This is a genomic window from Streptomyces sp. NPDC127177 (genome assembly GCF_042672475.1).
Taxonomy (GTDB): Bacteria; Actinomycetota; Actinomycetes; order Streptomycetales; family Streptomycetaceae; genus Streptomyces.
Genome location: NZ_JBHXUW010000012.1, coordinates 121,361 through 141,659, shown reverse-complemented (window position 1 = coordinate 141,659; position 20,299 = coordinate 121,361). Strand labels below are relative to the sequence as shown.

The window sequence follows — 20,299 nt, the reverse complement described above, 5'->3', positions numbered from 1 at the left end:
GCCCCGACCCTTCCGGGTCGGGGCCCAAGCCCGTTGCGCAGTGTTCACTCACTCCGCCTCGAACTCCGCGAGCAGCGCGTCGAGGGAGTCGTCACCGTCCCGCACCGCGATGATCCGTCGGGCCATCTCGTGCAGTGTCAGCTGTTCCAGGAACAGCGTGATGGGGACATCGAGGTCGAAGTCGTCCCGCAGGCAGCCGACCAGGTGGACGGCGGTCAGGGAGTCCCCGCCGGCCGCGAAGTACGTCATCTCCGGGTCGTCGGCGTCCGTCAGCCCGAGGGCCTCGGCGAGCAGCGCGCGGATGTCCTGCTCCAGGTCGGCCGACGGGCCGTCCTGCTCCGGCTGCTGAGCGGCCGGTGCGAGCGGGACCAGGCGGTAGGCCCCGTGGCTCTCGCCGGCGAACGGGTAGGCCGGCAGCGCGGCACGGCGGCCGCCGCCGGCCTCCGGCGCCGGCCCGCCGGCCAGCCACGCCTCACCGAGCACATCGGGCCCGCCGGCGGCCGACGCGCCGCCCGAGGCCAGCCGGTTGAGCAGTCCGGCCGCTTCCGCCAGGTCCCCGGCCCGCACATAGCCGCGCACCGCCATCGGGGCCCGGCCCACGCGCAGCGTGTGGGCGGTGTCGGCGAGCGAGGGGGCACCCGGGGCCCGCAGGGCCTCGGCCAGCCGGCCGGCCAGGGAGTCGAGGTCCTCGCGGGTACGGGCGGACAGCAGCAGCACCTCCGGTGCGGCCGAGTCGTCCCGCGGAGCGCCGGTACCGGCGCGCGGGGGAGCCTGCTCCAGCACCACGTGCACGTTCGTCCCACCGATACCGACCGAGCTCACGCCCGCCCGCCGGGGACCGCGCTCGGGCTCCGGCCAGTCGGCCGCTCGCTCGATCAGGTGGAACGGCGAGTCCTCGAAGTTCAGTTCGGGGTGCGGGCGGCCGGGGTCGGCGTTCGGCACCAGCGTGGCGTGCTCCAGCATCAGCACCGACTTGATGAGCGCGGCCACGCCCGCGGCCGCGTCCAGGTGACCGATGTTCGACTTCACCGAACCGATCCCGATCCGGCCGGTACCGAGCGCACCCTTGAACGCGGCGGTCGCGGCCGCTGCCTCGATGCGGTCACCGAGCGCGGTGGCGGTGCCGTGCGCCTCCAGGTACTGCGCGTCGGCCGGGTCGAGACCCGCCGCCGCCCACGCCTCCACGATCGCGGCGGTCTGCTGGTCGACGCCTGGCGCGGTGAACCCGACCTTCGTGGCACCGTCGTTGGTGACGGCGCTGCCCCGGATGACCGCCCGGACCGGGTCGCCGTCGGCGAGCGCGTCGGACAGCCGGCGCAGCACGACCACGCCCACCCCGTTGCCGGGTACCGTCCCGCCCGCCCGCTCGTCGAAGGGGCGGCACCGGCCGTCGGGGGAGAAGATGCCGCCCTGGTGGTGGACATAGCCCTTCTTGTGCACCGTGTCCACGGCGACCCCGCCGGCCAGCGCGGTGTCGCACTCGCCGAGCAGCAGCGACTGCACCGCCAGGTGCACCGCAGTCAAGGAGGTCGAGCAGGCCGTCTGCACGGTCAGGCTCGGGCCCTCCAGGCCCAGCCGGTAGGAGATCCACGGAGCGAGGAACTCGCGGTCGGTGAGGATACGGACCTGGAGCGCCCCGATGGACGCGGCCAGTTTCGGATCGGTCTGGGCCGCCAGCATGTGCTCGGTGGAACCGCCGCCGACGTACACGCCGGTACGGGACGGTCCGCCCCGCGGGTTGCGCCCGGCGTTCTCCAGCGCGGACCAGGCCGTCTCCAGGAGCAGCCGGTGCTGGGGGTCCAGGGCGGCGGCCTCGGTGCGGTTGAAGCCGAACAGCTCGGCGTCGAAGCGGTCGGCGTCGGCGAGATGGCCCTTGGCCGGTATGTAGTCCCGGCCGCGGACCTCCTGCGGATCGGCGCCGTCGGCGATCAGCTCCTCCTCGGTGAAGTCGGTCACCGAGCAGAGCCCGCCGAGCAGATTGCGCCAGTAGACGTCCAGGTCGGGGGCGCCGGGGAAACGGCCGCTCATTCCGACGACCGCGATCGCGGAGTCGGCTGCGAGGGGCTCGGCGGCGCTTGCGTTCTCGGTCATCGTGTGGAGCCTTTCCGGTAGCTGAGTCGTTGGGCTGCGGCGGTGCGTCGTGCGTGCCGGTCACCGCCGCGGGCGGCGGCCGTCTCGGCGGTGGGGGCGGTGCCGGGGGTCTCGGCGGCCGGCCCGGGGGCCGACCGGTCGAGGTGGGCGGCGAGGGAGGTGACGGTGGGGTGGCGGAACAGGTCGACGAGGCTGAGTTCGCCGAACGTCCCCAGCTCGCGCAGGGCGGACAGGACGCTCAGCAGCCGGATCGAATTGCCGCCGAGATCGAAGAAGTGGTCGGTGACGGCCACCCGTTCGAGATTGAGGACGCGTGCCCACAGACCGGCCACCAGCTGCTCGGTCGCGGTGCCCGCGACGGTGGCGGAGCCGTCCGGGCGGCACCGCACGGTGACGGGTTCCGGGAGCCTGGCCCGGTCGAGCTTGCCGTTGCTGCTGACCGGCATCTCGTCCAGCCGCACGAACACCTCGGGCACCATCGACCCGGGCAGCCGCCGCGCCAGATGGGCACGCAGCTCCGCGTCCGGCGGCGCGGACCCGTCCCGGTCCACGACGTACGCCACGAGCCGCTGCTCGGTGCCCGTGCCGCGGACGGTGGCCGCCGCCAGGGCGACGCCCGGCGCGCCGGCCAGCACGGTCTCGATCTCGCCCAGTTCGATGCGTACGCCGCGTAGTTTGACCTGGAGGTCCGTGCGCCCGAGGTAGTGGATGAGGCCGTGCGCGTCGATCCGGCCGAGGTCTCCGGTGCGGTACATCCGGCTGCCCGGCGCTCCGTGCGGGTCGGCGACGAACCGTTCGGCGGTCAGTCCGGGCCGGCCGATGTAGCCGCGTCCCAGCGAGGCACCGGCCACATAGATCTCACCGGCCACCCCGGCTGGGACCGGCCGCAGCCGCTCGTCGAGTACGTAGACACGGGACCCGGGCACGGCGCCGCCGAGCGCTACGGGCTCGCCGGGGGTGAGCTCCCCGGTGGTCGCGTACACGGTCACCTCGCTGGGGCCGTACGCGTTCACGATCCGCCGGCCCGGCGCGCTCAGCCGCCCGACCAGCTCGGCCGGGCACGCCTCGCCGCCGACCGCCACGGTCCGCAGTTCGGGCAGCTGCCCCGTCAGGTCGGGCAGCAGCATCGCGGCGGACGGCGGCAGGAACACATAGGTGATACGCGAGTCCCGCAGCCGCTCGAGCAGCGCCTCGCCGATCCGTTCCTCCTCCCGCGGGATGTGCAGCTCAGCGCCGGCCACCCAGGGGAAGAAAAGGTCGGAGACGGCGACGTCGAAGCCGAACGAGACGAACTGCAGCACCCGGTCGTCGGCGGTGACCGGGAACGAGTGCCGGACCGCCCGGGTGAGGTTGACCAGCGCCCGGTGCTCGACGGCGACGCCCTTGGGGACGCCGGTGGAGCCCGAGGTGAACAGCACGTAGGCCAGATCCCCGGGCCCCGGTGCGGCGGTGGCCGGGACGGGGCCCGGTGCGACGGGGTCCGTGCCGGCCGGCCGGTCGACCCGGATGCACGGCACCTCCAGAGCCGCGCCCTTCTCCGCGGTCTCCCGGGCGGTCAGCAGGAGACCGGTGCCCGAACTCCCCAGCATGTGGCGGAGCCTGGCCTCCGGGTGGGCGTGGTCCAGCGGCACGTACGCGCCGCCCGCCCGCAGCACGGCGAGGGCCGCGATGCCCTGGTCGGCCGAGCGGGGCAGCAGCAGACCGACCCGGAAGCCCGGCCGCACCCCGGCGGCACGCAGCCGGGCGGCCAGCGCGTCGGCCCGGTCCAGCAGTTCGGCGTAGCTCAGGCGCAGTTCGCCGCAGACCAGGGCCGTGGCGTCGGGGTGCTCGGCCGCCCGGTCGGCGATCAGATCGGGAACCAGGCGGTCCAGCGGCGCGGCCTGGGCGAGGCGGTCCCCGCCCTCGATGATCCGGCGGCTCTCGTCCGCCCCCACCAGTTCCACGGTGGACAGCGGCGCGGCCGGGTCCGCCAGGAGCCCGGCCAGCAGGGTCCGGAAGTTGTCCGTCCAACGGCGGACCGTCGCGGCGTCGAACAGGTCGCTGCGGTAGATGAACTGGGCGGCCAGCTGGTCGTCCCAGCGCTCCATGAACAGATGGAAGTCGAACTTGGCGGTGTCCAGCGTCAGGGCGAGCCGCTCGGTGGTGGCACCGGCCAGCCGCAGACCGGGCGCGGCCCCGTCCTCGTAGCTGAGCGCCACCTGAACCACCGGGTCGTGGCTGGTCTCGCGGACCGGGGCGAGGGTGTCGACCACCGCCTCGAACGGCGCGTCCTGGTAGGGCTGGGCCGCCAGCAGCGAGGAGCGCACGCGGCGGGTCAGCTCGTCGAGCGACGGGTCCCCCGACACGTCCACGCGCAGCGCCAGGGTGTTGGTCAGCATCCCGACCATCTCCTGGAGTTCGGGCCGCTCACGGCCCGACGCCGGGTAGCCGACGACCAGGTCATCGCCGCCCGAGAGGCGGGAGAGGAACGCGGTGTACACCGCGAACATCGTCATGAACGGGGTGGCGCCCTGGGCAGCGGCCACCTCGGCCAGCCGTTCCCTGACCCCGGCGCCGAGCAGGAAGCGCTCGGTGCCGCCCGCGGCCGTGCGGACCGGCGGGCGCGGGCGGTCCAGCGGCAGGTCCATGGCGGTGGGCGCGCCGCGCAGCCGCTCCACCCAGTGCTCCACGGCCGCCTCGAACGCGCCGTCCGCGGTGCGCTCCCGCTGCCAGGCCGCGTAGTCGGGGAACTGGAGGGGGAGTTCGGCCGGCCGGTACACCAGGCCCCGGGTCTCGTGGGTGTACCCCTCGGACAGGCCGTCCAGCATGAGGCCGAGCGACCAGCCGTCGCAGACCAGGTGGTGGGCGACCAGGAGCACCCGGTGGCTACCGTCGTCCACCGCGTACACGGTGCAGCGCAGCAGCGGCCCCGCGGCGGTGTCGAAGGGGCGGGCGGCATCGGCGCGGATCAGGGCGTCCGCACCGGCCGCGGGCACGTCCCGCCGGACCGTGAGGCGTACCCGGCCGACGGCCGACACGCGCTGCGCCGGGGAACCGTCCTCGGCGGTCCGGAAGACGGTCCGCAGCGCCTCGTGGCGGGCCACGAGGGCGTCGAGCGCACGGCCGAACGCGGCGGTGTCGAACGGTCCGTGCACGGCGAAGGCCACCGGGACGTTGTACTGGGCGGAGCCCGGATCGAGCTGGTCGAGGACCAGCAGACGGCTCTGGGCGTCGGAGGCGGGGAACTCGTACTCCTCGTTCCCGCCCTCGCCGGCGTAGAGGTCGATGAGATCGACGGCGTCGACGGTCATGGGTTTCAGTCCCTTCGGAGGGCGGATTCGAGGACCGCGGCGATCTTGGCCGCCGGGCCCGGATTGAGTACGTCGCTGTGACCGCAGTCCAGTTCGTGCACATCGAGCGCGGCGGTCACGCGCTGCCAGGCCTCGGTCTTCTCGGCCGTGGTCGGCCAGGGGTCGTGCGTCGCGGAGAAGAGGGTCAGCGCGCCCCCGTAGCCGGAGGGCCGCCACTTCCGTGCGAGGGCGGAGTGGTGCGCCCCGATGTCGACCAGGGTGTGCAGACGGTCTTCGGGAAGACCGTCGAAGGCGCCCTCGTGGGCGGTGGCGAACACCGCGGACCGCTCCAGCGGGCCGTCCGGCACGGGAAGTCCGGGGGCGTGGGAGTGGAGCAGGATGCGCAGCATCTCCTCCTCGACGGCCGCCGGGTCCAGCGGGGTGTGGATGATCTCCTCCGGCATCGGCATGGCGTCCACCACGGCGAGCATCCGGACCTCCTCACCGGCCCGGCGCAGCCGCACGGCCAGTTCGTGGACGAGCGGTCCGCCGAAGGAGCGGCCGAGCAGCAGATACGGTCCGTGCGGCCGGACTCCGCGGACCAGCGGCAGATACAGGTCCGCCATCTCGCCGACGGTCGGCGGGAGCCGGTCCACGCCGGTCAGCAGCGCCGGGCTCTGGAGGGTGTGCACCGGCCGTGCCGGGTCCAGGTGCGGCAGCAGGTTCGCGTAGGACCAGCCGAGACCGAGCCCCGGGTGCACGCAGATGAGCGGGGTGAGGTCCCCGCCCGCCCGCAGGGTGAGTACGGGCTCCAGGCTGTCGTGGAGCGGCCCGGCCTGCGGGGTCCGGGCGGCGGGACGACGGTCGGGGCCGGGGCGCGGCGCCGTCCGCGGAGCCGCGCCGTGCCCGGACGGCAGCGCGTCGAGCAGGACGGCGAGTGCGGCCGGCGTCGGCGCGTCGAACAGGGCGGAGAGCGGGACGCGCACTCCGAGCATCGTCTCGATCTTCGACTTCAGCCGCAGCGCGGTCAGTGAATGGCCGCCCGCCAGGAAGAAGTCGGTGTCGGGCCCGACAGCGGGGATCGAGAGGACCGTGCCGAACAGGGCGCACAGCTCCCGCTCGCGCGGGGTGCGCGGAGCCAGGTGGGCCGCCGGCATCCCGTTCGGCCCGGGGTCGGGGAGTGCGGCCCGGTCCATCTTTCCGTGGCGGGTGAGCGGCACTTCGCCGATACGGGCCCACAGGGACGGCACCAGGTGACCGGGCAGCTGCCGCGCGGCGTGCTCCCGCACCCGGTCGAGGGTGCGCTGCCACCGCGCTTCCTCGTCCTTCTCGTCCTCGTCGTCCTCGCCCCCGTCGGCGAGCGCACCGTTCGCCGGTACGAGCCAGGCGGCCAGCAGTTTGCCGCCCGCCGCGTCGAGCCGGGCGCCGACCACGGCCCGCGCCACGTCGGGGCTGCCCGTCAGCGTCGCCTCCACCTCCGCGGGCTCCACCCGGAAACCGCGCACCTTGACCTGGTCGTCGGCGCGGCCCGCGAACTCCAGGGCGCCGCCCGGCATCCGGCGGGCCAGGTCGCCGGTGCGGTACATGCGGCTGCCGGGCGGCCCGTACGGATCGGCGACGAACCGGTCGGCGGTGGGCGCCGGCCGCCCGAGGTAGCCCTGGGCGAGTCCGGTGCCGCCGATGTACAGCTCACCGGTGCCGCCCGCCGGGACGGGACGCAGCCGGTCGTCCAGGACATGGGCGCGGGTGTTGTCCAGCGGTCGCCCGATGGGGACACCGCCCGCCGCCCCGACGGTGACGGTGTCCGCGGTGGCGGTGTGGGCGGTGGCGAACACCGTCGTCTCGGTGGGCCCGTACCCGTTGACCACCACCGTGTCCGGGCAGTGCTCCCGGAGGCGGCGCACGGTGTCGGGGGAGAGGACGTCGCCCCCGGACCACACCTCGCGCAGTCCGGACAGCGCGTCGGGCGCGATCTCCGTGACGGTACGCAGGAGTTCGGGCGTGAGCATGAGCGCGGTGACCCGCCGGTCGGCGACCACCCGCTTGAGGAGGTCGGGCGTGACCGCCTCGGCGGGGGCGACGACCACGGTTCCGCCGTTCAGGAGCGGGATCCACACCTCGTACGTCGACGCGTCGAAGGTGTACGGGTTGTGCAGCAGAACCCGTTCGTGGGCGCCGCCCGCGAAGCGGCCGTCCGCCGCGAGTTCGGTGATCGCGTGCTGCGGGACGACCACGCCCTTGGGCTCCCCGGTGGAGCCGGAGGTGTAGATCACGCAGGCGGCGGAGGCGGGATGGGAGGGGACCGCGTCGAAGGTGACCGGGCCGGACCCATCGGTGACGTCCAGTACCGCGGTTCCGGCGGGCAGCCGCGCCGCCGCGGCATCCGGCCGGTCGGTGAGGACGAGGGCGGGCGCCGCCGCCGTCAGCAGCCGGGCCAGCCGTTGTGCCGGGTGCGCCGGGTCGAGGGGGAGCCAGCAGGCACCCGCCTTGAGGACCGCGAGCTGGGCGGCGACCATGGACGCGGAGCGGGGGAGCAGGAGTCCCACGGTCTGCCCCGGCGTCACACCGGCCCGCACGAGACGTGCGGCCAGCCGGTCCGAAGCGGCGTCGAGCCCGGCGTAGCTGAGGGTCACGCCCTCCGAGTCGACGGCCGGGGCGTCCGGGGTGCGCGCCACCTGCGCGGCGAACCGGCCGGTCACCGTGGCGGGCCGGGCGGGCGTCCTGGACGGGCCGTCGGCCAGGGCCAGCAACTGGTGCCGCTCCGCCACCGGCAGCGCGTCGATCTGCTCGACCGGTGTGTGCGGGGAGCGGGCCAGCTGTTCCAGTACGTGGGTCAGTCGCCCGGTCACCGCGGTGGCCGAGATGCCCCGGCGGCAGCTCACCGACAGCAGCAGCCGGTCCTCGGCGACCGCCGCGATCGTGACCGGGTAGTGCGTCGCGTCCGTCACCTTCGCCAGGTGGACCGTCGCGGGGGCGTCCTCGCTCGCGGAGGTGCGCGGGAAGTTCTCGAAGGCGATGACGGAGTCGAAGAGTTCACCGGCACCCACCGCCCGCTGCACCTCCGCGGCGCGGGCGTGGTGGTGGCCCAGCAGCCGGGACTGCTCGTCCTGGATCCGGCGGAGCAGCTCGTCCACCCGCTCGCCGTTCCGCAGCCGCACCCGTACCGGCAGGGTGTTGATGAACAGGCCCACCATGGACTCGACGCCGGGCAGATCGTGCGGGCGCCCCGAGACGACCGCGCCGAAGACCAGGTCGCGGGAGCCGGTCAGCCTGGCCAGCACCAGGGCCCAGGAGACCTGGACCAGGGTGTTGAGGGTGACGCCGGCCGCGGCGGCCCGCCGGACCAGCATCCCGGTGAGGCCGCTGGTCAGCCACACCTGGGAACGGTCGGGTGCGGTGTCCGGCCCGGTGGGGGCCAGCAGCGCGGGCCTCTCCAGGCCCTCCAGCGCCTCGGCCCACGCGGCCTCGGCCTTCTGCCGGTCCTGGCCCGACAGCCACACCAGATAGTCGCGGTAGGGCGCGGCGGGCGCCAGCGGCCTGCCCGCCACGAGCGCCGCGAGGTCCTGCTCGACGACCGGCATCGACCAGCCGTCCAGCAGGATGTGGTGGAAGGACACGATCAGTTCGGCGCCCGTGTCGTCCCGCAGGAAGGTGGCGCGCACCAGCGGGGGACGTGCCAGGTCGAAGCGGAGCGCCGCGTCCTCGCTCAGCGCGGCCTCGGTCCGCAGCGACACCTCGTCCGGGGCGAGGCCCGTGAGGTCAACTCCCGTCCACGGCACCGTGACCGCCTTCGGCACGACCTGCACCGGCCGGTCCAGACGTTCGTGCCGGAAGCAGGCGCGCAGATTGGGATGTCGGTCCAGGAGCGCCGTGACCGAGGTCCGCACCGTCTCCTCGGTGGTCCCGGGCCCGATCCGGAAACGGGCCTGCACCAGATAGGGGTCCGGGCCGTCCGTCTCCCGGGCGGCGTGGAAGAGCAGCCCCTCCTGGAGCGGGGAGAGCGGCAGTACGTCCGCGATGTGCGCGTTCATCGTCGGTCCCTTCCGTCCAGGGCGGGGCCGGTGGTGTCGGGGCCCGCGTCGAGGTCGCCGAAGTCCATTTCCTGGGCGAGCAGTTCGAGCTGGTCCCCGGTGAGGTCGACGAGCGGGAAGTCGGACGGGGTGTGGACGGCCGTGTCGTCCGGCCCGCAGAGCTCAGCGAGGACGCCGAGCGCCTCGGACCACGCCCCGGCCAGCGCCTGTGCCTCGTCCTTCGTGAACGCCTCCGACGGGTAGGAGAAGGTGGCCTCCAGCAGGGGCTCGCCGTCCTCCTCGCGGGCCAGCACGTCCACTTCCAGGGTGTGCGCGAGCGGTACGGCGTCCGGCGCGAGTTCGAGGAGCCGGCCGCCCGCCGCGTCGGTCCCGCTGAACCGGCCCAGGTAGTTGAAGCGGACGTCGGGGTCGGGCAGCTGGGCGAGTGCCGGCCCCGTCTCCGGGTTGAGATAGCGCAGCAGGCCCCAGCCGAGCCCGCCGGAGGGGATCGAACCCAGCTGCTCCTTCACGCACTTCAGGGCCTCCCCGGGCCGGCCGCCCGCCTCCACCGACGCGGCGCCGATGTCCAGACGGACCGGATACTGCGAGGTGAACCAGCCGACCGTGCCGGACACATCCACCGGGGTGGAGACGGCCTCGCGGCCGTGGCCCTCCAGGTGGACGGTCAGAGCGGTTCCGGTTCCCCGCTGCCGTACGGCCGCCGCGGTGAGCGCGGTCAGCATCACCGCGTCCGGGCGGCAGTTGAACACGGCGGGCAGGGTGACGAGCACGTTACGGGTCAGCTCGGAGCCCAGCTCGAAGGTCAGGGTCTCCCGCCTTCCACCGGTCTTGCGGCCGTTCGTGAGCCGGGCCGAACTGTCCGCCAGCTGCCTTTCCCACCAAGGGACTTCGTCGGTACGCAGCCCGGCCTCCCGGGAGAGCAGCCGGGCCCACCGGGTGAACGATGCGGTGGGCGCGGGCGGCTTCGCCGTGGTGCGGTCGTCGAGCGCGGCGGCGAGTTCCTGACCGAGCACCCGCCAGGAGAATCCGTCGACGGCCAGGTGGTGCACGGTCAGGAGAAGGGCGCCCGGCCGGTCCCGGCCGGGGTCCAGCCATGTCGCCCGCACCATCTCGCCGTTCTCCGGCCGGAGCGTGGCGGTGAGCGCCAGCTCCGTCGCCCGGGAGTGCATATCGGTGTCGGCCGCGACAGCCAGCCGGACCGCACGGGCCCCGGCGGGTGCACCGGCGTCGGGTACCTCCAGCCTCCAGTCGGTGTCACCCTCACGCACCAGACGGATGCGCAGCGCGGCGTGCCGTGCGGTGAGGGTGGCGAGGGCCGCCTCGATCGCCGCGAGCCCGGTGCCGGCAGTCAGCGGGAACAGCATGGACTGGGTGAACACCGAGGTGTCCTGCTCCTGTTCGCGCCACCAGTGCATCACCGGAGTCAGCGGCAGCGGCCCCGATCCGGTGTCCTCCTCGGCGGGGGCGTCCGCGTCGGGCGTGCGGGCCAGCACGGCGAGCCTGGCCGGGGTGCGTACGGTGAACACGTCGTGCGGCGAGAGCACCAGACCGGCAGCCCGGGCCCGGGAGGCGAGCTGGATCGCCATGATGCTGTCACCGCCGAGCCGGAAGAAGTCGTCATCCGCACCCGCCTGTTCGAGGTCGAGAAGGTCCGCGTAGAGCCCGCACAGGATCTCCTCGCGCGCCGACCCGGGGAGCCGGACGGTGTCCGACGTCCGGCGCGCCGGAGCGGGCAGGGCGGCCCGGTCGAGCTTGCCGTGGGACGACAGGGGCAGCGCGTCCAGTGCCACCACGGCGGCCGGGACCATGGCCGCGGGCAGCCGCCCGGAGGCGTGCAGCAGCAGCGCGTCCTCGTCGATCTCCGCGCCCCGCACGGGCACCACGTACGCGACGAGCCGCGCGGCGGTGGCCGGATCATGGCGTACGACGGCCACCGCGCGCTCCACGCTGGGGTGTTCCACCAGGGCGGCGGCGACCTCGCCCGGTTCGATCCGCAGCCCGCGCAGTTTCACCTGCTCGTCGTCGCGGCCCAGGTAGTACGTGGTGCCGTGGTCGTCGCGGTGGACCAGGTCGCCGGTGCGGTACATACGGCTGCCGGGCGGACCGTAGGGGTCGGCGACGAACCGTTCGGCGGTGAGCGCTGCCCGGCCCAGGTAGCCGCGGGCGAGTGCAGCACCGGCCAGGTAGAGCTCTCCGCCGGCCCCGGCGGGCACCGGGCGCAGCCGGTCGTCGAGGACGTACGCCGTGGTGCCGGCCACGGGTGTGCCGATGGGCGGCACGGCCCCGTCGGCGTCCAGTGCCCCGGAGCAGGTCGCGACGACCGTGGACTCGGTGGGCCCGTAGACGTTGTGGAAGCGCCGTCCGCCGACGGCCCAGCGGGTCACCAGGTCCGGCGGGACGGCCTCGGCGCCGACGGCGAGGGCACGCAGTCCCGGATACGGTCCGGCCGGCACGGTCGCGAGCACCGACGGCGGGACGAACGCGCAGGAGATCCGACGCTCCGTCAGAGCCGTCCCCAGGTCCTCGCCCACGAGCGGTCCGGGCGGCGGCAGTACCAGGGTTCCCCCCGAGCCGAATGCCAGGCACAGTTCGCCGACCGAGATGTCGAACGAGGGCGGCCCGAGCTGGAGCACCCGGCTCCGCGCGTCGAGCGCGACACCGTCCACCAGGCTCCGGGTGAGAGCGGCGACCCCGGCATGGGTGACCAGCACACCCTTGGGGGTGCCACTGGAGCCGGAGGTGTGGATGACGTGGGCGACGTCGTGGGGCTCAGGGTTTCCCGGCAGCGGCTGCTCCCCGGCCCAGGCGTCCTCGTCGAGGACCAGGGCCGGGACGCCGGATTCCAGGGGCTGTGCACCCGGTTCGGTGATCAGGAGCACGGGCTCGGCCTCGGCGAGGACGCGGCGGACGCGCTCGGCCGGGTGGGCCGGGTCCAGCGGCATGTACGCGGCGCCCGCTCGCTGGACGGCCAGCGCGGCGACCGGCCAGTCGCTGCCACGGGCGAGGGCGAGCGCCACGATCCGCCCGGGGCCGGCGCCGAGCCGCTTCAGCCGGCCGGCCAGCCGGGAGACCCGGTCGTCCAGTTGGGCGTAGGTCAGGGTGCGTCCCGGGAACGGGGACTCGACGGCCGGTGCGTCCGGCGTACGGGCCGCCTGCCGGGCCACCATGCCGGGCAGCGACATCGGGGCGGGTGCGGCGGCCCCCTCGGAAGCGGCGAGCAACTCGTCGCGCATCGCGGCCGGCACCAGGTCGATGTCCCCGATCAGGGCCGCCGGGTCGGCGGTGATCTGCCGCAGGAGCTCGACGTAGCACTGCGTCCAGCGGGCCACCGTCGCCGGGTCGAAGACGTCGGTACGCAGACCGAAGCTGCCCTCCATGCCGTCGCCGCTGTCCTTCACCACGCCGACGAGGTCGTGCTCACCACCTGTGTGGATGCGCTCGGGCTCCGCGAACTCCTTCATCACCGTGACGCTCGGCTGCTGCGTCAGGTGCATGAACACCCACTGGTACAGCGGGGCCCGGCCCGCGCTGCGCTCGGGCGCCGCGGCCGACACGATCCTCCCGACGGGCACGTCCGCGTTGGCCATCAGATCCGGGAAGTCGACGGCGAACCCGGCGAGCACATCCGCGAAGGAGTCGTCCGGGCGCACCTGCCAGCGGGTCGGCACGGCGTTCATGACGTACCCGATGACCTGGTCCAGGCCCTTGGCCGCGCGGTTGGCGATCGGGGTGCCGATGACCAGGTCGTCGGCGCCGCTCACCCGGTGCGCCAGGACGGCGAAGGCGGCCATGAGGACCACGTAGACGGAGGAACCGCGCTCCCGGGCCAGGGCGCGCACGCCGGCGGTGGTCGCCGCGTCGATGTGGAACGGGACGTTCGCGATGCCGTCGCCCCCGGCTGTGGTGCCGGTGCCGCCGCCCGGCACGGTCAGCGGACCGGGCGGGTCGGCGAGGTAGCGCCGCCAGAAGTCGAGCCGGTTCCCGAAGACCCCGGCCTCCGTCAGCTCGCTCTGCCACGACGAGAAGTCGGCGTACTGCACCTCGGGCCGGGTGAGGGGCGGCTCCAGCCCGTCGCGCAGGGCGCCGTACGCCTGGGCGAACTCGTTCTGCAGCACATCGAACGACCACCAGTCGCTGATCGTGTGGTGCAGGCTCAGCATCAGCGTGGAGCGCTCCTCGTCGACCCGGACGAACCGGGCCCGGATCAGCTTGTCCCGGCTCAGGTCGAAGGGGCGGCTGCGGAACGCCTCGAAGGCCTCGTCGATCGTGCCGCCGGTGCCCCGCAGATCCTCGCGCTCGAGGTCGAACTCCCCGTCGTCGGGGAACTCGACGTGCAGCTCGCCGTCCGGGTCCGTCACGATCCTGGTCCGCAGGATGTCGTGGTGACGCTGGATCAGTGTCAGAGCCGCCGCCAGATGCGCCGGGTCGACGGGCCGCTCGAAGTGGTAGGCGGCGCACAGGTTGAGCGCGGGGGTGCCTGGATACAGCGAGTCGTACACCCACAGGTCGTGCTGTGCGGGGCTGAGAGGTACCCGGCGTTCGGGGTCGCGCGGCGGTATGACGGACGGGATCTCACGGGCCCGGCCCGCCTCCAGGAGGCGGCGCATCAGACGGACCCGCTGCTCGCGGCCGAGGGCGCCGAACCGGTCGGCCATGGAAGGGGATGCCGCGCCCGGAACGGTGCGCGAAACGGTGGGGGCGCTCATCACAGGTTCTCTTTCAGTTCGGCCAGCCGGTGCAGTCCGGCCAGTACGTCGTCCCGTCCGATGCCGAAGTCGATGAAGCAGGCGACCTCGTCGACGCCGAGCTCGGCCAGATCGGCGAGCATCTTGGCGCAGTGACCCGGGGAGCCGAGGAGACTGCCCCAGCTGAGATACCGCTCGAAGGCGAAGTCGGCCATCATCGCGGTCTGTTGCTCGGTGAGCTGTGCGGTCGTGGTGTCCGCGGAGCGGTTGGCCGCCGTCTGGCGGACGTACGAGGCGAGATAGGTCTTCAGAGGTGCTCCCGCCATCCGGCGGACCTCCGCGTCGTCGGCGCCGACGTAGGTGTGGGCCATGAGCGTGACCCGGCCGTGCGCGTCGGTGCCGCGCTGTTCGGGGGCGGCCGCGCAGGCGGCACGGTAGAGGGCGATCTTCTCGGCCAGTTCCTCCCGGCTCTGCCCGACGGTCGCGCCGAGCACCCCCGCGCGCAGTTCGCCGGCCGCCTCCCAGGTCTGCGGGTTGCCGGATGTGGTGATCCACAGCGGCAGGGTGTCCTGGACGGGCCGGGGCTGGGGCGTCACGGAGACCGGGGTGCCGGTGCCGTCGGGGTACTCGGCGCTCTCGCCGGCCCACAACGACCGCAGCCGGGGGATGGTCTCCAGGGCGGTCCGCCTGCGGTCCGCGTACTGCTCGGGGGCGAGCGTGAAGTCCTTGGAGTGCCAGCCGGTTGCGACGGAGAGGCCCACCCGGCCGTGCGAGAGGTTGTCCACGACGGCCCAGTCCTCGGCCACCCGCAACGGGTGGTGGAGCGGCAGGACCACGCTGCCCGCACGGATCCCGATCCGTTCGGTGGCGACGGCGAGCGCCGCGCCCAGCACCGGAGGGCTGGGGAAGACCTGCCCCACCTGCTGGAAGTGGCGCTCGGGGGTCCAGATGGCGTGGAACCCGAGCCGGTCGGCTGTACGGGCCACGGCGAGGATGTCCTCGTACGTCTCGGTGTGCCGGGCCTCGCCGGCGGTGGTGCTGTCCGCACCGAAGAACATCACACTGAGGTCCACTGCCGCTCCTCCTGCTTCCTGTTGGGCTGGCTCTGGGTTTCCGGACGGCGCGGCACCCTGGGGCGGCGCGGAATGGGGGCGGGCGCGGCGGGCCCGGGCAGCGTGGCCGCCCGTTCCAGTTCGGCGGCGAAGGCGGCGACCGTCGGCGCGGCGAACAGCTGGGCCACGGTGACCGGGCGGCCGGCGGCGAGCCTGGCCACGGCGCGTACCGCGCGAAGCGAGTTCCCGCCGAGGGCGAAGAAGTCGTCGTCCGGGCCGGCGCTCGCGACCCCGAGCACCTCGCACCACACGGCGGCGGTCTCCCGCTCCAGAGCCGTCATCGGGCGCTCGGTGGTGCTCCGGTGCCGGACCGGTGCCGTGATCCGGTCGCCGTCGCCCGCCCTGCGCGGCGGCGCGGTGGGGACCAGCCGCGACAGGGGCGTGCCGGGGGCGGTGGCGGCCGTCTCCAACGCCTGCGGGAGGACGTCGGCGAGCCACTGGACGAACTCCGGATCCAGTGCCTCCCCGCGGTACTCGAAGGTCAGGGTCAGACCGTCCGGCGCACCGTCCGCCGATGTGGAGTCGGTGACGTCCACCAGGAGTTCGAACCGGGCGGCCCCGGTGCGCACCACCTCGACACCGTCCTTCGCACCGGGCAGCGTGACCTCGGCCCGTGCGTTGTTCTGGAGGGCCAGGACCACATCGGTGAAGGGCTGGCGGCCGGGCGGGCGCGGCGGGTTGAGGGCTGCGACCACGTCCTCGAACGGCACGTCCTGGTGGCTGAACGCGGCCAGGTCCGTCTCCCGCACCCGGGCAAGCAGCTCCTCCGCGGTGGGGTCCCCGGACAGATCGGTGCGCAGCACCAGCATGTTGACGAAGAATCCGACGACGTCCTCGACGCTGCCGTCCCCCGCCCGGCCGGCCACCGGGGCACCGACCGCCACGTCCTCGTCCGCACCTGCCCGCACCAGCGTGGTGGCCAGCGCGGCGTGCAGGGCCATGAAGAGGGTGGCGCCCCGGGCCCTGGCCGACTCGACGACCCGGGCGTGCGCCGCCGCGTCCAGCCGGCACACCACGACCTGCGCGGCCGGTCCGGGCACGGCGGGCCGCCCGGTGCGGCGGGGCAGCAGCGGACCGCCGGCCTCCAGCCCGTCCAGTTCCTTGCGCCAGTAGGTGAGCTGACGGGCGGCGAGCGCGTGCGGATCGGACGGTGAGCCGAGCCGGTCGACCTGGTGGCGGGCGTGTTCCCCGTACGGGACGGCGAGCGGATCGAGCGCGGCGTCCGCGCCCCGGACCCGTGCCCCGTAGGCGCGGGACAGATCGCGGAACAGGGGCCGCAGCGACCAGCCGTCCCCGGCGATGTGATGGACCAGGACCAGGAGAGCGTGCTCGTCAGGCCGTTCCGCCGTGGTGAACAGGGTCGCTCTTATCGGGAGTTCGGTCCGCAGGTCGAAGCAGTGGCGGGCCGCGCGGTCGATCTCCCCGTCCACCGAATCGCCGGCGAGGCGCAGATGCCGGAAGGGGGGCCGCCCGGCCTTCCCGGTCAGCACCCGGCGTACCGGGGCGCCGTCGGACTCCGCGAAGACGGTACGGAGCACTTCGTGACGGTCGGCGACCCGGGCCAGGGCGTCCTCCAGCGCCGCCGCGTCGACCTCCCCACGCAGCCGTACGAGCATCGGCAGGTTGTACGCGGCGCCGGCCCCGATCCGGTCCAGGAACCACAGCCGGTGCTGCGCGTGCGAGACGGGCAGCGCGCCGGAGGCCGTGACGGGAGCCGCCGCCGGCGGCGCCGGGGGAGCGGTGTCGACGAACGGGGCGAGCAGCGCGGGGGTGGGGGCCTCGAAGAGCCCGCGGATGTCGATCTCGGCGCCCAGCACGGCGTGGATCCGGCCCAGCAGCCGGGCGGCCAGCAGGGAGTGGCCGCCGAGGGCGAAGAAGTCGTCGTCCGGCCCGACCGCCTCCGCGCACAGCACCTGCGCGAAGAGATCGCACAGCGCGGCCACGGTCCCGCTCGCCGCTGCCCGGCCGGCGAGGGCCGCCGCGACGCCGGGGTCCGGCAGCGCGGCCCGGTCCAGCTTCCCGCTGGGAGTCAGCGGCAGTGCGTCCAGCGGGACGAAGACCGCCGGCACCAGGTACTCGGCCAGTACCTCGCGGGCGTAGGCACGCAACTCCGCCTCCTGGAAGCCCCGGCGGGGATCGCCGCCGGGCACCACGTACGCGGTCAGCTGCCGGTCGCCGGAGGGGTGTTCATGGGCGACGACCGCCGCGCGGTCGATGCCGGGGTGCCGGGCCAGCACGCTCTCGACCTCACCGGGCTCCACCCTGAAGCCGCGGATCTTCACCTGGCTGTCGGCCCGGCCCAGGTATTCGAGGACTCCGTCGGCGCGTCGCCGCCCGAGGTCACCGGTTCGGTAGACGCGCTCGCCGGACGGTGCCGCGACGAAGCGTTCGGCGGTCAGCGCCGGCCGGCCGCGGTACTCGCGGGCGACGCCCGCCCCGGCGGCGTAGAGCTCGCCGGCCGACCCGTCCGGTACCGGCCGCAGTTCCTCGTCGAGGACGTACAGCCGCTTTCCCGCCAGCGGACGGCCGATCGGCACCGGGCCGTCGCCGAGACCGGCAGGGGTCACCGGGTGGACGGTCAGGAAGACCATGCACTCGACGGGCCCGTAGCCGTTGCTCAGCCGGAGCTCCGGATTGCGCTCCAGAGCGCGGGCCGCATGGGGCGCGGACAGCGCCTCGCCGCCCACCACGAGCTCCCGCAGGCCGTCCATCACCTGCGGGTACTCGTCCACGACGACGTTGAAGAGGGACGCCGAGAGATACATGGAGGTGATGCCGTGGTCGGCGACGAGCCGCGCCATCAGGAAGGGTTCGGGCCGCCCGCCGGGGTGCAGCACGCAGGTCCCGCCGTTCATGAGCGGGCCCCACAGCTCCAGGGCGAACGCGTCCCAGGACAGCGGCGCGCACTGCAGCCAGACGGCTCCGGGACCGAAGGACGCGAAGTCCTGCCCGGTGAGCGTGGAGGTGAGTGCGTGGTGCGAAGCGGCGATGCCCTTCGGCCGCCCGGTCGATCCGGAGGTGAACATCACGCAGGCGATGTCGTCGGGCCGGACCCGGACGGTGCCGCGCGGCAGTGGCCGCGCCGCGGAGGCGTCCTCGACGTGCAGCCGTGTCGCGCCGAGCCCTTCGGGCGCGGTGCCCCGGGCCGACACGACCACGGCGGTGCGGGCGTCGTCGGCCATCGCGCGAAGCCGCTCGACGGGAAAGGCGGGATCGAGCATCACGTAGCCCGCTCCGGCCTTGAGGATGCCGAGGACCGTCACCACGAGGGCGGCCGAGCGCTCCAGATACACACCGACCGTGTCACCGGCGCGGACACCGCTCGCGGCCAGCAGGCCGGCCAGCCGGTCCGCCCGTGCGTCGAGGCCGGCGTAGTCGAGCCGCTCGTCACCGTCGATCAGCGCGGTCGCTCCCGGCGCCCGTGCCACCTGCTCCTCGAACAGTTCATGCGCGCACCTCATCGCGGTCACCCCCTTGGTTCTCGCTCTGCTCGTCCTTTTCGACCGGCGCCCGCGGCGCTTCGATGTCGGGCAGCAGGAAGTCGATGTCCCTGATCGAACGGCTGGCAAGTCCCCACAGGGCGACTGCGGTTCCACCGACGCCGGCCAGGAACAACATGGCCGCCATGCCGCTTCCGGGGCCGTCGCCGACGAGCGGACCGAGCACCGTGAAGAGCCCCGAGCCCTGCACGGCCTGCGGTTCGAAGACGTGGTCGGCGAGCGGTCCGGAGACCGCCATGGCCACCGGTACGGAGATCTGCGACAGGAACATCACCGCGCCGAAGACCCGCCCCTGCCATTCGTGCGGGACCTTGGTCTGCACGATCGTCTGCATCGAGGCGTTGACCAGGGTCATGAGCAGCGAGGCGAGCAGGATGACCAGGCACCAGCCGGTCACACCGCCCACCAGACCCATCGCCACCAGGCCGGAGAGACACATCCCGACGACGCCGAGCATCATGCCCCGGCCCCGGTTGGCGGGTCCGCCCCACGCCGCCATGAGCAGCGCGCCGGCGACCCCGCCGACACCTATCGAGGTGTTGACCGCGGCGAGTGCGCCGTTCCCGGCCCGCAGCAGCACCATCGGTGAGATGAGGGCGAAGCCGAAGACCATGACCAGGTTGACCACACAGAAGTTGACGATCAGGTCGCGCAGGCTGGGCACCCGGAACAGGTAGCGCAGCCCCTCCATCGAGTCGGCGGTGATGCGCCGTCGCGGAGCGTCGGCCTTCCTCGCCGGCACGTGGTCGCCCGTGAAGCGAACGATGCGGACGCCGATGAGGGCGAACGCGTAACTCGCCAGGTCGACCAGGAGGGTCGGGCCGATCCCGAAGAGCGCGAGGAGCAGTCCGCCCAGCGCCGGGCCACCGATCCCGGCAGCGCTCTTCGCGCCGGCCAGCAGTCCGTTGGTGCGGTCGAGTTGGTCCTTGCGGACCAGGAGGGGGACGGCCGAGGACAACGCCGGGAACTGGAAGGCGGCGCACACGCCGAGCAGCACAGCGGCCGGATAGACGTGCCAGGCCTGGAACGCGCCGGCGTAGTGGAGCAGGGCCAGCGAGCCCACGACGAGGAGTCCGCCGGCATCGGCTATCTGCAGTGCGGCGCGCTTGGAAATGCGGTCGACGATTGCGCCCGCAATGGGACTGAATACGGCCTGCGGAAGCATGGCGCACAGCGAGAGAATCGTGACGGCTGTCGCCTGCTCGCCGGACGACCACACTTCGACGATGAAGGCGAACCGGACCGCCGCGCTGCCCGCCAGCGATACCGCCTGACCGGACCAGACAAGAAGAAAGGGACCCATTCCCGAAAAACGGCCAGGAATGTCCGTGGATATCCGGGCGCCCATCAGGTTTCAGGTCCGTCGTGCACCGGCATCGGGCATATCGTGCCGTCGCCATCGAATGGTTTGGTCACCACGTCTCAATCTCCCAGGATGTCGCATCCCCTGCGGATCCCTACGGATCCCTGTCTGATCGAACTGGGCCATCATGCGACTACCGATTACCGGTGCGTTCCCTTAGCGAATGAGGGAACGGGAGGAAAGCGGGAACGGATCGGGAGGGAACCGGGACCCGGTGCGGCAAGGGTCGTTGTGTAGTTGTCTGCAGT

At 73.7% G+C, this 20,299-nt stretch carries 7 protein-coding genes; all 7 read right to left on the bottom strand.

All coding sequences use genetic code 11. The features are described from left to right. Positions 1–48 precede the first annotated feature (48 nt). The 7 genes from ACFVJX_RS10755 to ACFVJX_RS10725 are packed head-to-tail and all read right to left on the bottom strand — an operon-like array spanning position 49 to position 19,991. Entirely contained in the window at positions 49–2,091 is a 2,043-nt protein-coding gene (locus tag ACFVJX_RS10755) for a beta-ketoacyl synthase N-terminal-like domain-containing protein (RefSeq protein WP_384136074.1), read from the bottom strand. Further along, positions 2,088–5,381, bottom strand: coding sequence for an amino acid adenylation domain-containing protein (locus ACFVJX_RS10750; protein ID WP_384136076.1), 3,294 nt, complete (start codon positions 5,379–5,381; stop codon positions 2,088–2,090). The genes ACFVJX_RS10755 and ACFVJX_RS10750 overlap by 4 nt, the downstream gene beginning before the upstream one ends. A gap of 5 nt (positions 5,382–5,386) precedes the next feature. After that, a complete protein-coding gene (locus tag ACFVJX_RS10745; protein ID WP_384136078.1) occupies positions 5,387–9,391 on the bottom strand; it encodes an amino acid adenylation domain-containing protein in 4,005 nt (1,334 codons plus the stop codon). Then, positions 9,388–14,097, bottom strand: a complete 4,710-nt coding sequence (locus tag ACFVJX_RS10740) for an amino acid adenylation domain-containing protein (RefSeq protein ID WP_384136080.1) — start codon at positions 14,095–14,097, stop codon at positions 9,388–9,390. The genes ACFVJX_RS10745 and ACFVJX_RS10740 overlap by 4 nt, the downstream gene beginning before the upstream one ends. After that, positions 14,097–15,149 carry a MupA/Atu3671 family FMN-dependent luciferase-like monooxygenase gene (locus tag ACFVJX_RS10735; RefSeq protein ID WP_384136082.1) on the bottom strand — a complete coding sequence of 351 codons (1,053 nt, stop codon included), beginning with the start codon at positions 15,147–15,149 and terminating at the stop codon, positions 14,097–14,099. Before ACFVJX_RS10735 ends, ACFVJX_RS10740 begins: the two co-directional genes overlap by 1 nt. Then, a complete protein-coding gene (locus ACFVJX_RS10730) occupies positions 15,134–18,649 on the bottom strand; it encodes an amino acid adenylation domain-containing protein (protein WP_384136084.1) in 3,516 nt (1,171 codons plus the stop codon). The genes ACFVJX_RS10735 and ACFVJX_RS10730 overlap by 16 nt, the downstream gene beginning before the upstream one ends. After that, on the bottom strand, positions 18,633–19,991 hold the full coding sequence (locus ACFVJX_RS10725) for an MFS transporter (RefSeq protein ID WP_384136086.1): 1,359 nt from the start codon (positions 19,989–19,991) through the stop codon (positions 18,633–18,635). The genes ACFVJX_RS10730 and ACFVJX_RS10725 overlap by 17 nt, the downstream gene beginning before the upstream one ends. Between the last annotated feature and the right edge of the window lie 308 nt (positions 19,992–20,299).

Bases quoted from the DNA above. Each gene is read 5' to 3' on its own strand.
- ACFVJX_RS10755 (WP_384136074.1), bottom strand. From the start codon at position 2,091: ATGACCGAGAACGCAAGCGCCGCCGAGCCCCTCGCAGCCGACTCCGCG.
- ACFVJX_RS10750 (WP_384136076.1), bottom strand. From the start codon at position 5,381: ATGACCGTCGACGCCGTCGATCTCATCGACCTCTACGCCGGCGAGGGC.
- ACFVJX_RS10745 (WP_384136078.1), bottom strand. From the start codon at position 9,391: ATGAACGCGCACATCGCGGACGTACTGCCGCTCTCCCCGCTCCAGGAG.
- ACFVJX_RS10740 (WP_384136080.1), bottom strand. From the start codon at position 14,097: ATGAGCGCCCCCACCGTTTCGCGCACCGTTCCGGGCGCGGCATCCCCT.
- ACFVJX_RS10730 (WP_384136084.1), bottom strand. From the start codon at position 18,649: ATGAGGTGCGCGCATGAACTGTTCGAGGAGCAGGTGGCACGGGCGCCG.
- ACFVJX_RS10725 (WP_384136086.1), bottom strand. From the start codon at position 19,991: ATGGGTCCCTTTCTTCTTGTCTGGTCCGGTCAGGCGGTATCGCTGGCG.